We start from the raw sequence: 12,250 nt of genomic DNA, 5'->3' as shown, positions 1-12,250 counted from the left end.
ATGGAACAATTGATCAAACAAGCAAACGCTTTGATCTTCAGTCGCACCATTCCATTCCGGAATGGTTTTCGCGAACGTTTTCCGTCATCTCATTAAGATACTTGCGCTTTAAGCAGGCATCCCTCGAATACCATCATCGCTTGTTCAACTGACTTGAACGCAAGCGCAAACAACTATGAACAACGTACCGCCTAATTTCAGCGGTCTTTGCATTGAAAGGAAATAGAATGGGTTTTGAAGTTGGCGGTCTACTTGGCCTTATCATCTTGATTTTGGACATCTGGGCAATCATCAAGGTTGCTCAATCTTCTGGCTCCACCATATCCAAAATTCTTTGGATTTTGATCATCCTGCTACTCCCTGTCGTGGGCTTGATCATCTGGTATTTGCTGGGACCCAAAGGGTAAATATTCAACATCGAACGGGCGCGATCAAAAGCGCCCGTTTGCTTTTGCAGCTAAAGCCAACGCGGCAAAATCATCGTCACGCACATGCCTTCAGATAGAGGTTCAAACTGCAACTCACCACCATGGCCGCGCACCACAGAATTGGCGATGGTCAGGCCAAGCCCGGTGCCTTTGGTCAATTTCGCATTTTCACCCCGCACAAAAGGCTCAACCAACCGTTCCGGCGTTTCAAAGCTCGCATGGGAACCAAAGTCAATTACCTTGATTGTGACTTGATCTGCCGTGGCCAGCAGATGCACTTCGGCCTTTTCACCATATTTAATGGCGTTGTCGATCAAATTCGTCAGCGCCCGGCGCAAGGCATTCGGGCGGCAACGAGACAGTACTCGCTGATGATCTTGCAGCAGCAGCTTGGTGCCCTCGCTGGTTTGCGAAAACACGCTACCGGGCCGATCTAAATTCACCAGCTCCGGCGCGACAAATTGCACAGGTTCGCCAATATCTTGATAGTCATCCACCAATGCCTCAACAAGCGAACGCAGGGAAATCTTCTTCGGCGCTTCCTGATCCATTTCGTGACGCGTATAGCTCAACACGCCATCGATCATATCGGTCATCTGATCAATGTCGCGATCCAACTTCTCCCGCAACACCTCATCTTCAATAAGTGCCGTGCGCAGCTTTAGCCGCGTCGCTGGCGTGCCCAAATCGTGCGAAATGCCGGACATGAGCAATGCCCGCTGCTCCAGACGCTCATGCTCATTTTTGAAAAATTGGTTCACCGCGGCCGTCAATCGACGCACCTCTGTTACCCCTCTTTCTGGAATTTCCTCCAACAAGCCGCTGCGTGCGGCCTTAAAAATTTGACGTGCCAAGCGTTCCAACATCAGTGAAAATCCATTGGCCACGCTAAACAATATGCCGATCACAAGCGTGCCCAGCAGCAGCGCCAGCAACCTATAATCAGGCGGCCGCGCGGTACATGCCCACACATCAGGCGCTTGCGCTTTAAGCCATCGCTCGTCATCCAGCGCCACAAACAATGTCGCATCTGAGCACAGACGCGCGATTTCACGCGAAATTTCCCCAAATTGATAGGCCAGTCCTCTGCTTTGCGGGCTTTGCACCGCGGCAACGGCATATTTAATGTCCGGCGAATAGATCCGCACGCTCAACCGCTCACTGCTGGTCGGGCTACGTTGGCCAGAGGGGCGCAGCGAAAAACTGGTCTCATAAACCGCGCGGCTGGGCAAATTGAAGACAAGTTGCTCCACACCATTTCGAACCTGCCGTTTGGGAGTAACCACCTCAACATTAAAATCTGACCGCGGCAACGGCACATCTACATTGCTGCGCAATTCTGACACCAAACCGTACAGGGCAACGCCGGCGTTAAACCCCCGATCCAAATGGGCGCGCCACGCGCTGTTAGAACTTTCCCACATAATGGCAGCGGCCAAGCCCGCGACAAAGGCAAACACCATCATCACAAATGAAATAGAGGTGGCCGACAAGGCTCGCGAATTACCCGTTGAAGGCGTTGGCTCATTCATGCCGCTGCACCGCGCAACATAATTGATAGCCCGTGCCGCGCATCGTTTTAATCAGTTTAGGTGCCTTGGCGTTTTGCTCAATCTTTTGCCGCAACCTCCCCACCAACACATCAATGGCGCGGCTTTGCTGCGCGTCCAATTTATCCTGTGGCTCGCCTTCCCCCGTCAACACGCTCGAAATCTCTTCGCGCGTGAGCGGGATTTGCGGATTGGCCAAAAAGGCTTTTAGCAGCGCGGTCTCGCGCTTAGACAACATGGTCTCAACCCCATCTTGCCCCACAAGTTCTTCACGATCCCCATGAAAGGTCCATTTGCCAAAAACATAGGTGCCAATATCTCGGCGGTAGTTCAAAGAGCTCGCCCGCTGCGTACGGCGAAACACAGCCCGCACCCGCGCCAAAAGCAAGCCAGGGTTGAACGGCTTGGCAATGTAATCATCTCCACCAACTTGATAGCCCGTTAGCCGATGATGATCCGCTGAAAGTGCGGAAAGGAAAATAATCGGCACCGCATTTTCGGCGCGCAATTTCTGGCATACATCAAAACCTGATTCTTCGCCCAGCATCACATCAAGGAAGATTAAGTCCACACGCTGCTGGCCAACTTTAATCAAAGCGGTGGCAGTATCGTGTGCGATTTCAACGGCATAGCCTTCGCGGGTTAGATATTGTTTGAGCATGATGCCAACATCTGGATCATCATCCACAACCAATATGCGCCGTATTGTCATAATCCCCCCGCTGCAATGCATTTATCCACATCAATGGCCTATGTGGCATATTGTGGGTAACAAATTGTAACAAGCAAAGCCGCCATGTAACAACATGTAACAAAGCAGCGCAGAATCTTCGCCCAATACCCGACAGCAGCTCTGTAGGGTCTTGTATTCAGCGCCACGCCACAGGCAACTAATCACACCCGATCCGCAAAGGGGCGGCAATCGGGTTCAGCAAATTTTTGCGGGAGGAAATAATATGAAAAAGATGCTTATGGTCTCAAGCGCATTAGCGCTCGGCTTGGCAACAACAGCAGCCAAAGCCGAACCTCAAGCAGAAGTGCTACACTGGTGGACCTCTGGCGGCGAGGCCGCTGCGGTTAAAGTGCTCATGGAAGAGTTCAGCGAAAATGGCGGCACATGGACAGATATGCCCGTTGCAGGCGGTGGCGGCGATGCCGCGATGACAGCGCTGCGTGCCCGCGTGCTTTCCGGCAACGCACCAACAGCAGTGCAACTTAAAGGCCCTTCAATTCAAGAATGGTATGAAGAAGGCGCACTAGGCAGCATTCAAGGTGTGGCCGAAGCAGAAAACTGGGACGAATTGCTGCCACAAGCCATCCAATATCACCTCAAATGTGATGGCGAATATTGTGCGGCACCAGTAAACATCCACCGGATCGACTGGATCTGGTCAAACTCAGCAATCTTGGAAGATGCAGGCATTGAACCTCCAAAATCTTGGGACGAGTTCAACGCAGCAGCAGAAAAACTTCAAGGCATGGGCATCTTGCCATTGGCACATGGTGGCCAAGCTTGGCAGGACGCAACCTTGTTTGAAGCCGTTGTTGCTGGCTTGGGTGGACCTGACTTCTACCGCAAAGCCTTGATCGATCTAGATCAAGACGCTTTGACATCTGACACCATGATTGATGTGTTCAACCAAATGCGCACCCTGCGTGGCTATGTGGATGACAATTTCTCTGGCCGCGATTGGAACTTGGCCACCGCCATGGTGATCAACGGCGAAGCCGCCTTCCAAATCATGGGCGACTGGGCCAAAGGTGAATTTATTGCAGCTGGCAAAGAGCCAGGCAAAGACTTCTTCTGTTCGTCACCTTCAGGTGGGTCCTACCTTTACAACGTAGATAGCTTTGCTTTCTTCAATGTTGATGGTGAAGATCGTCAAGCAGGGCAACAACTGCTTGCCAAACTGACAATGGGCAAAAACTTCCAAAAAGTGTTCAACCTTAATAAAGGTTCAATCCCTGCCCGTTTGGACGTGTCTATGGATGATTTTGAGTTCTGCGGTCGCCAATCAAACGCAGACTTGAATACAGCAATCGACAATGGCTTCTTGCTGCCAAGCTATGCCCACGGCATGGCGCTTCGCGGCGCACAAGCTGGCGCGGTGACAGACGTTGTTACAGCTCACTTCAACTCAGATATGAGCGCTGAACAAGCTGTTGAGCAACTGGCACAAGCCGTAGCTGCTTCACAATAGTCACCCTTTATAAAACCACACCCACGCAACAAAAGTTGCGTGGGTGACCTGGAGTTCATCAATGACCGATTGGCTTGAAAAACACGTCCCCAAACTGGTGCTTGCGCCCAGTTTGATCGCCATTTTCGTCTTTGTGTACGGCTTTATCGGGTGGACGGCCTATGTCTCGTTCACCAAATCACGCCTTCTGCCCAAATATGATCTGGTTGGCACCATCCAATATGAAAAATTGTCCAATAGCCCACGCTGGGATGTTGCGCTAACAAACCTTGCGATCTTTGGCATTCTCTTCATTCTGTTCGCCATGGTAATTGGCTTGATCCTTGCTATCCTACTCGACCAGAAAATCCGCACTGAAGGCCCATTGCGCACCATCTATCTTTATCCTATGGCGCTGAGCTTTATCGTGACAGGCACAGCATGGAAATGGATTTTAAACCCTGGTTTGGGCATTGAATCCGTGTTCCGCGATATGGGTTTTGAGAACTTCACCTTTGATTGGCTCGTCAATCCTGACCTCGCGATTTATACCGTAGTTATTGCTGGCGTCTGGCAATCATCAGGCTTTGTGATGGCGCTCTTTTTGGCTGGCCTCCGTTCCGTTGATGGCGAGATTATCCGCGCCGCAATGGTGGACGGCATTTCAACGCCACGTATCTATATGAGCATCATCATTCCTTCCATGGCGCCGATTTTTTTGTCATCCTTTATTGTGCTGTCGCACCTCGCGATCAAAAGTTTCGATTTGGTGATCGCGCTAACTGGTGGCGGCCCCGGTTATGCCACCGATTTGCCCGCGACCTTCATGTACGCCATGGCGTTTTCACGCGGCGATATCGGGCAAGCAGCCTCTAGCGCCACGGTCATGATGATGATCGTCACTGCCATCATCGTGCCTTACCTTTATTCAGAACTGAGGCCCCGCCATGACTGATCTCTCAATGAATGATCACCAACTGGACGAACGGGCCAACCGCAACCGCCTCATGAAGCGGATCGCCTTGCGCCTCGGCCTCTACACCATGCTGATCTTGTTCGCGCTTTATTACTTGATGCCGCTCTTTGTGATGGTGGTCACCTCACTTAAAAGCTTGGATGAAATCCGCACGGGTTCCCTGCTGTCTTTGCCACGGGAGATAGATTTCTCCTCTTGGGCCAAAGCATGGTCTGGCGCGTGTACAGGCATCCAATGTGATGGTTTGCGTCCCTTCTTTTGGAATTCGGTTTTGCTTTCCATCCCGGCCGTTGTCATCTCCACCCTTTTGGGCGCGATCAATGGCTATGTGTTGGCGCAATGGCGGTTTAAAGGCTCCAACATCTTGTTTGCACTGATGTTGTTTGGTTGCTTTATCCCGTTCCAAGTTGTGCTGCTGCCAATGGCAATCACGTTGGGTGCCCTGAAAATTGCCGGTTCCATTCCGGGCCTTATGCTGGTGCACATTGTGTACGGCATCGGCTTCACCACACTGTTTTTCCGCAATTTCTACGTCACCATTCCGGCTGAATTGGTGAAAGCGGCGAAGGTGGATGGTGCCGGGTTCTTCCGCATTTTCTTTGCGATCTTCCTGCCCGTGTCACCCCCGATCATTGTGGTGACCGTGATCTGGCAATTCACCCAAATCTGGAATGACTTCCTGTTTGGCGTGTCCTTCAGCCAGGCAGGCACGCAGCCCATCACCGTTGCTTTGAACAACATCGTCAACGCCACCACAGGCGTGAAGGAATATAATGTCGATATGGCAGCCGCCATCATCGCCGCATTGCCCACCCTTCTCGTTTATGTGGTTGCAGGTAAATACTTTATTCGCGGCCTCACCGCGGGCTCTGTGAAGGGATAATCCCATGTCAAACGCTATGAGAAAAGAAATGACAACGCCGCAACAAGCTGAACACATTTTGGCCGTCGAAAATCTCGATAAGAGCTTTGGCTCCGTCAAAATCCTGAAAGACATCAATGTGGCTATTGAACCAGGTGACTTTCTGGTGCTGGTTGGCCCATCTGGTTGTGGCAAATCCACCCTGCTCAATTGCATTGCCGGGTTGGAAAGCTCCACGGGCGGCGACGTTAAAATCGGCGGACGCTCCATGAATGGCGTGTCGCCAAAGGATCGCGATATCGCCATGGTATTCCAATCCTATGCGCTTTATCCCACCATGACTGTCGGCAAGAACATCACCTTCGGCATGAAGGTACGCGGCGTTGCCGAGGCAGAACAAAAACGTAAACTCGATGAAGTAGCGAAATTGTTGCAGATCGATCATCTACTCAATCGCAAGCCCTCGCAGCTTTCTGGCGGTCAGCGCCAACGCGTGGCCATGGGCCGGGCATTGGTGCGCGATCCACAGCTCTTCTTGTTCGATGAGCCCCTATCGAACCTAGACGCAAAATTACGGGTTGAAATGCGCACCGAAATCAAGCGGCTGCACCAAACATTAGGCGCGTCCATCGTTTATGTGACCCACGACCAGATTGAGGCCATGACCTTGGCCACCAAAATTCTGGTGATGAAGGATGGCATCATCCAGCAAGCGGGCACACCAAACGAGATTTACAATCAACCAGCCAATATGTTTGTGGCCGACTTTATGGGTTCGCCTTCCATGAACCTGATCCCCGCCAGCGTGGAAAAGGTGAATGGCGTCGCCAAAATCTCGATTGAGCGGCCAGATATGGAAGACATTGTGTTGGATTTCGATCGCGAAATCCAAGGTCTCGGCACGGGCAAAAAGTCTGTCATTCTCGGCCTACGGCCAGAAAACATCACAGATGCGGCCAACCAGCACATCACCAAAGGCCAAGTGGCCGAATGTCGGGTGGATGTGGTGGAGCCCGCCGGGTCCGACACCTTTGTTGTGACAAATCTAGCGGGCAAGCAAGTCACCGCCCGCCTCAATGCAGATGCACAAATCCTCGCTGGCGACACCGCAAGCTTTGCCTTTGATCTGTCGAAAGCATCTGTTTTTGAACCTGAATCCGGTGCGCGCATCGCATAAATGCGCTCACCACACTCTTCCTTCCTCGCCGGGTGCTACTTGTTGGCCCCGGCATTTTTTTGTCCACGCGCCACGGCGAAGTTGACAAAGATCGGCAAGATCAAGATCAGAAGAGAGATGCGGAACAAATGGTGCAACGCCACAAATGCGGGATCAAATCCTAGCGCCAGCCCGATGGCCGCCATCGCCTCCACGCCACCAGGGGCGTAAGCCACCCAGATTTGCGCCAGGGGCAAACCAGAAATTGAACTTGTTGCGATGGCGAAAACCGCAGAAACCAATGCCGCCACAGCAACACTGGCGAATGCGGCCCCTAAATTGCGCATCAAATCCGATAGCGCAATATTTGAAAAACGAGCGCCACTCGCCGACCCGACCAAAGCAAAACCAACCACGATCACCATAAACGGGGGTAGCCCATGCACCCAATCAAATATGTGGGCAATCGCGCTCACCGCCATGCCGCCCAATAAAAAGGGGGCTGGAAAATTCAGCCGCCAAAAAACCAATGCAGCGAGCACGCCTGCACCTGCCAGCAAGACCAATACGCCCCAGCCCAGCACAACATCGCTGCTCCCCGCGCCCGCGCCTTCAGCACCCATAAAACTCACCAAGAGCGGCAAAAACGCTGCCAGCATCAACAGGCGCATGGATTGCAAACAGATAACGGTGGTGCTGTCGCCTTTGCCATCCGCAGCCATGGCCAATGCCAAAGACAATGTGCCCGGCGCGCTGGCCAAAAGGGCGGTTGAAGAGGAATGCTTCCAAAACCGACTTAAAATCCAAGAACTTGCTAGCATGGAGGCGACGATTGAGACACTGAGCAAACTTAAACTGAAGGCAAATGTGCCTGCTTGTTCGATCATCGCCGCGTTAAAGCCCGAGCCGAGCGAGAGGCCAATCACCAATAGCCCAACATCGCGCAACCGATCTGGCACCCACAATTTCACGCCACCACCGGCAAGCCCGGCGGTGACCAACATCGCGCCAAGCAAGGGCGCAGCAGGCAAATCCAAAGCGATGGCTATGCTGGTGCCAATGGCACCTGCAAGCAAGGTCCCTATGGCAACGATCAAAGATGATTTCTTGAAATTGGTGCTCAAAACTGCCCCCAAATGATGTGCACATGCTTGCAGATTATTACCGAATTGCAAGCCAATTTGGCTGACTTGTGGCTGACCTCAAGCTGACTCACAGCAAAAACACTTGGCCAACTTCGTTTGCCGCGTATGATGAACCCATGCGCATATTGGTTGTTGAAGATAATCAGGATTTGGCAGAAACCATTGTCGAGCGCCTTCAGGGCGAAGGGCACGTTGTTGACCTTGAAACCAATGGCGAAACCGCTGACCTTTTGTTGAAACATGCCCAATTTGACTTGGTGATCCTGGACGTCAATCTGCCTGATAAATCAGGCTTTGAAATCCTCAAATCTATGCGCGCGGGCAAAGTGGATATCCCGGTTTTGGTCCTGACTGCCCGATCACAAATTGAAGATCGTGTTGTGGGGCTAGATTCTGGGGCGGACGATTTTATGGTCAAACCCTTTGATTTTCGTGAGCTTGGTGCGCGGGTGCGGGTTCTAGGCCGTCGCAGTGCAGGCACCGCAATCAATGCTTTCGTTGCCGAAAATTTCACTTATGACCGCTTGGCACGCCGCGCCTATATCGACGGCGTTGATGTCAATCTCAAAAACAAAGAAGTACAACTCATCGAGATATTTCTCAGCCATTTGGGCAGCGTGCTGAGCAAAGAAGATGTGGCGGACAAACTCTATACCTATGATGAGGCTCCGAGCCTGAACGCGGTGGAACAGCACGTTACCCGTTTGCGCAAAAAACTTGAACCCACGCCGCTAATCATCAAAACTGTCCGTGGGTTGGGCTATATGGTTTATATTGATGAAAACTAAGCAGCGCGGGCATTATTCACTTCGTCGCCGATTGATGACAGCAATGGGCGTCGGCTTTGCGCTCCTTCTGGTCATCATTTCGATCTTCTTAATTGGCTTCACCCGCAACGCAGCGAACAAAAGCTATGATTTGCTTTTGGCCGGGGCCGCCCTCTCCATTTTGGAAAAAGTGTCCTATGCCGATCAAGAAATTACCATCGACCTGCCCCATTCGGCTTTAGACATTCTTAGTCTCGCACCACAAGACCGGGTGTTTTATAGCCTCACCACAGAAGATGGCGAGCTACTGACCGGCGATCCAGCCCTTGCCAATTTGGCCACCCAAGAAAATAGCGCCACGCCACATTTCAGCGATGATGTGTTTCTCAAATCGAGGGTGCGGATGGTGCACCAAAGCCGCAACATCATCACGCCAAGCGAACGTAAATGGGTCACCATCACCATCGCTCAAACCACAATTGCACGCGACAATCACGCCTTCTCGCTGTTTCTGGCAGGTCTGACGGGCGTAGCAATCATCTCGTTAATCGGCATGGGCTTCGTGTGGATGGCAATTGGCAAAGCACTGCAACCGCTGGCAAAAATCGAGGACAATCTGTCCAAGCGCGAGCCGACGGACCTCACCAAATTGCGATTGCAACCGCCACGTGAGGTTGTGGGGCTGATCAATGCCATCAACGGCTTTATGGCGCGGCTAGATCAGGCGCGGCAGCAAAGCGAAGCCTTTATGGCCGATGTTGCGCACCAAACCCGCACCTCGCTTTCTGCCCTGCAAGGCAATTTGACCTTGGCCGCCGATGCAAAAGACCAAACCCAGATGCGTCGACGCCTCAACCGCGCGGCAGACCAAGCAGCCCGCGCAACACGTCTCACCAACCAATTACTGTCCCATGCCATGGTGATCCACCGCGCGGAAAACCAAGCCATGACACCATTTGATTTGAAAAAACTGGTGCGTGATTTGATCACGGATATGCTGCGGGACACCAGCCTTCGACGCATCAATCTTACGTTGGACGACGAGAGCGTGGACAATGAACAGGCCATCGTTTTCGGCGATCAGATTTCGATCAATGAAGCGCTCAAAAACCTCGTTGAAAATGCCATACGCCACGGCCCCGAAACCAATGAAATCACGCTGCGGCTGACGCGGGTGAATGAAAACCACATCTCTGTGGAAGTGGAAGATGAAGGCCCCGGCATTCCAGAACATCAACGGGAGGAAGTTTTGGAGCGATTTAAATCTCTAAATATGCACGCAAATGGATCAGGCTTGGGTCTGGCGATCGTCAAAGAGGTTGCGGACGCCCACAATGCCGATTTACAGCTACGCGAAGGCAAGAATGGCGGCCTGTTGGCTCGCATGGTGTTTGAAGCCCAGCGCATCGCTGCAATTTTGATGTTGGCGCTGCTTGGCTTAACCAGCACGCCCCTCACGGATAAAGCACATGCCGACCCGAGCGTTTTGGAAATCTGGGGCGCCACCGATAAATCAGCATTCCAACCCGTGATCGATGCCTATATGGCCGCAAATCCCGGCGTCACGGTGCAATATACCGAAATTCTCACCGCAGAGCTTTATCGCCGGATACTGGCAAATGATCCAGAAACACCAGATATTGTAATGAGCTCAGCCATGGATCTACAGATTGATCTGGTCAATAAAGGCTATGCGCAGGCGCTGCCAGAACAGGCCTTACCCAATCTTAAATCTTGGGCTGCGTGGCGCTCTGAATTGTTCGGCTATACATTTGAACCCGCGGCTGTGATTTATCACGAGCCGACATTTGCGGGCCAAAAACTGCCTGCCACTCACGCAGACATGGCCAATTTCATCCGCGACAATGAAGATCAATTGCGCGGCCAAATTGGGTATTACGACATCCGAACTTCCGGCGCTGGCTATCTGCTCGCTACGCAAGAGGCACGCCTTTCCCAACAATTCTTCCGGATTGCAGAAAGCTTGGGCCGCGCGGGCGTGCGCGTATTTTGTTGCACCGGCAGCATGATCGACGCAACGGCCAGCGGCGAGTTAAAAATGAGCCTAAATGTAATCGGCTCCTACGCACTCAACGCCACCAAAGACAAGCCCGATATGGGCGTGCATTTCTTTGATGACTTCAACCCTGTAATGTCGCGCACCGTGTTTGTGGCTAAGGCGGCCGACAATCGCGAATGGGCCCGTAGCTTCGTCGCCTTTCTACTGTCAGATGCAGGGCAAGCGGTGATTTCTGAAAAGTCTGGGCTATTGCCCATTTCCGAAACATATTTACGCACCAACGAGGCCAGCGGGGAAAATGTGCTGTCCATCGATTCAGGTCGATTTGTGCCTATTCGCCTTTCAATCGGCTTGTTGACTTATCTCGACCAGATGAAAAGGCAGAAGTTTTTGGAAAGCTGGCAGGAAGCCGTGCAAGAGATCAATTAGCAGCACGCGGCAATAAAGGCATCAAAAACCTTATTGCCGGGATGCGATTGGGTGCAGAATTTCTCCTGATGCCATTGAAGGCCAAGGGCGAACTTTTGCTCAGGCAATTCGATGGCCTCGATGATCCCATCATCCGCCCGGACACTCACCGCCACCTCATCTGGACAAACCACCAATGCCTCGCGATGCAAGCTGTTTACTTCAAATGAAGTTACACCCGTGATTTCAGCCAGCTGCGTTTTGGGTTCGATGAGCACCCGATGACTTAACTCCGCGCCATCATGGCGTTCGACATGTTCAGTTTTCACCAAATCCGGTGTCATCTTCGCCCCGTGCATACAGGCCAAAAGCTGCATCCCTGCGCAAATGCCCAACACAGGCTTATCAGCGGCCAAGAAATCACCAACCAATTGCCGTTCAGTCTCAAACCGATCGCTAGCAGGCGAATTAGACGTCCAATCCCGCGCATAGAAATTATCGGGATAGGCAAATCGCCCACCGGGACACAGCAACCCATCAAATTCGTTTGCCGCATTGGCCAAAAGCGAAGGCGTGAAGAACAGGCCAAAGGGCTGTCCGCCTGCACGCGCAATCGCTTCGACATAGTTTTTGCCCAACTCATACCGTGTCCCACCGTCGCTCGTGTTTTCGTCCATCAAGATCGCGATTTTTGGTGTCATGTTTGGTCCCTATTGTATGGTGCGGCGCAATTATCTTGCATGTGTCCGCCCCCTATG

Annotated in this window: 11 protein-coding genes; 7 read left to right on the top strand and 4 right to left on the bottom strand. The window is 52.2% G+C overall.

Going from position 1 to position 12,250, the window contains the following annotated elements; genetic code table 11:
* The first annotated feature begins 227 nt into the window (after positions 1-227).
* The gene (locus tag ACP15Y_RS08175; protein WP_424982570.1) at positions 228-407 is read left to right on the top strand and encodes a PLDc N-terminal domain-containing protein; all 180 of its coding nucleotides are present in this window, start codon (positions 228-230) and stop codon (positions 405-407) included.
* Between the two features lie 50 nt (positions 408-457).
* Here ACP15Y_RS08175 and ACP15Y_RS08170 read toward each other — a convergent pair whose 3' ends face one another.
* Both ACP15Y_RS08170 and ACP15Y_RS08165 read right to left on the bottom strand, forming a co-directional pair.
* Positions 458-1,960, bottom strand: a complete 1,503-nt coding sequence (locus ACP15Y_RS08170) for an ATP-binding protein (protein ID WP_424982569.1) — start codon at positions 1,958-1,960, stop codon at positions 458-460.
* Positions 1,953-2,690: a response regulator transcription factor gene (locus ACP15Y_RS08165; protein WP_424982568.1), complete on the bottom strand. Its 738-nt coding sequence runs from the start codon at positions 2,688-2,690 to the stop codon at positions 1,953-1,955. The genes ACP15Y_RS08170 and ACP15Y_RS08165 overlap by 8 nt, the downstream gene beginning before the upstream one ends.
* A gap of 244 nt (positions 2,691-2,934) precedes the next feature.
* Here ACP15Y_RS08165 and ACP15Y_RS08160 point away from each other — a divergent pair, with 244 nt between their 5' ends.
* The 4 genes from ACP15Y_RS08160 (at position 2,935) to ACP15Y_RS08145 (ending at position 7,173) form a co-directional block, all read left to right on the top strand.
* Positions 2,935-4,179 (top strand): ABC transporter substrate-binding protein, encoded by a 1,245-nt coding sequence (locus ACP15Y_RS08160; protein ID WP_424982567.1) that lies wholly within the window; start codon positions 2,935-2,937, stop codon positions 4,177-4,179.
* Positions 4,180-4,240: 61 nt separating this feature from the next.
* On the top strand, positions 4,241-5,113 hold the full coding sequence (locus tag ACP15Y_RS08155; RefSeq protein ID WP_424982566.1) for a carbohydrate ABC transporter permease: 873 nt from the start codon (positions 4,241-4,243) through the stop codon (positions 5,111-5,113).
* A 52-nt stretch (positions 5,114-5,165) separates the two neighbouring features.
* Positions 5,166-6,017, top strand: coding sequence for a carbohydrate ABC transporter permease (locus ACP15Y_RS08150; protein WP_424983081.1), 852 nt, complete (start codon positions 5,166-5,168; stop codon positions 6,015-6,017).
* A gap of 28 nt (positions 6,018-6,045) precedes the next feature.
* Positions 6,046-7,173, top strand: coding sequence for an ABC transporter ATP-binding protein (locus ACP15Y_RS08145; protein ID WP_424982565.1), 1,128 nt, complete (start codon positions 6,046-6,048; stop codon positions 7,171-7,173).
* Between the two features lie 35 nt (positions 7,174-7,208).
* Here the strand turns inward: ACP15Y_RS08145 and ACP15Y_RS08140 are convergent, their stop codons facing one another.
* A complete protein-coding gene (locus tag ACP15Y_RS08140) occupies positions 7,209-8,276 on the bottom strand; it encodes an AbrB family transcriptional regulator (protein WP_424982564.1) in 1,068 nt (355 codons plus the stop codon).
* A 137-nt stretch (positions 8,277-8,413) separates the two neighbouring features.
* Between ACP15Y_RS08140 and ACP15Y_RS08135 the strand changes: the two genes are divergently transcribed.
* Both ACP15Y_RS08135 and ACP15Y_RS08130 read left to right on the top strand, forming a co-directional pair.
* The gene (locus ACP15Y_RS08135; RefSeq protein ID WP_424982563.1) at positions 8,414-9,085 is read left to right on the top strand and encodes a response regulator transcription factor; all 672 of its coding nucleotides are present in this window, start codon (positions 8,414-8,416) and stop codon (positions 9,083-9,085) included.
* Positions 9,075-11,513 carry an extracellular solute-binding protein gene (locus ACP15Y_RS08130; protein ID WP_424982562.1) on the top strand — a complete coding sequence of 813 codons (2,439 nt, stop codon included), beginning with the start codon at positions 9,075-9,077 and terminating at the stop codon, positions 11,511-11,513. Before ACP15Y_RS08135 ends, ACP15Y_RS08130 begins: the two co-directional genes overlap by 11 nt.
* Here ACP15Y_RS08130 and ACP15Y_RS08125 read toward each other — a convergent pair.
* Positions 11,510-12,193: a gamma-glutamyl-gamma-aminobutyrate hydrolase family protein gene (locus ACP15Y_RS08125; protein ID WP_424982561.1), complete on the bottom strand. Its 684-nt coding sequence runs from the start codon at positions 12,191-12,193 to the stop codon at positions 11,510-11,512. The two genes, ACP15Y_RS08130 and ACP15Y_RS08125, sit on opposite strands and share 4 nt — an antisense overlap.
* Positions 12,194-12,250 lie beyond the last annotated feature (57 nt).

Origin of the sequence: Maritalea sp. S77, assembly GCF_049801075.1 — a bacterium.
Lineage (GTDB): Bacteria > Pseudomonadota > Alphaproteobacteria > Rhizobiales > Devosiaceae > Maritalea.
This window is presented reverse-complemented; position numbering and strand designations above follow the sequence as displayed.

What these genes read in the sequence shown, in the direction of transcription:
- ACP15Y_RS08145 (WP_424982565.1), top strand. Translation starts at nt 6,046, where the DNA reads ATGACAACGCCGCAACAAGCTGAACACATTTTGGCCGTCGAAAATCTC.
- ACP15Y_RS08170 (WP_424982569.1), bottom strand. Translation starts at nt 1,960, where the DNA reads ATGAATGAGCCAACGCCTTCAACGGGTAATTCGCGAGCCTTGTCGGCC.
- ACP15Y_RS08125 (WP_424982561.1), bottom strand. Translation starts at nt 12,193, where the DNA reads ATGACACCAAAAATCGCGATCTTGATGGACGAAAACACGAGCGACGGT.
- ACP15Y_RS08150 (WP_424983081.1), top strand. Translation starts at nt 5,166, where the DNA reads ATGAAGCGGATCGCCTTGCGCCTCGGCCTCTACACCATGCTGATCTTG.
- ACP15Y_RS08165 (WP_424982568.1), bottom strand. Translation starts at nt 2,690, where the DNA reads ATGACAATACGGCGCATATTGGTTGTGGATGATGATCCAGATGTTGGC.
- ACP15Y_RS08175 (WP_424982570.1), top strand. Translation starts at nt 228, where the DNA reads ATGGGTTTTGAAGTTGGCGGTCTACTTGGCCTTATCATCTTGATTTTG.
- ACP15Y_RS08160 (WP_424982567.1), top strand. Translation starts at nt 2,935, where the DNA reads ATGAAAAAGATGCTTATGGTCTCAAGCGCATTAGCGCTCGGCTTGGCA.
- ACP15Y_RS08155 (WP_424982566.1), top strand. Translation starts at nt 4,241, where the DNA reads ATGACCGATTGGCTTGAAAAACACGTCCCCAAACTGGTGCTTGCGCCC.
- ACP15Y_RS08135 (WP_424982563.1), top strand. Translation starts at nt 8,414, where the DNA reads ATGCGCATATTGGTTGTTGAAGATAATCAGGATTTGGCAGAAACCATT.
- ACP15Y_RS08130 (WP_424982562.1), top strand. Translation starts at nt 9,075, where the DNA reads ATGAAAACTAAGCAGCGCGGGCATTATTCACTTCGTCGCCGATTGATG.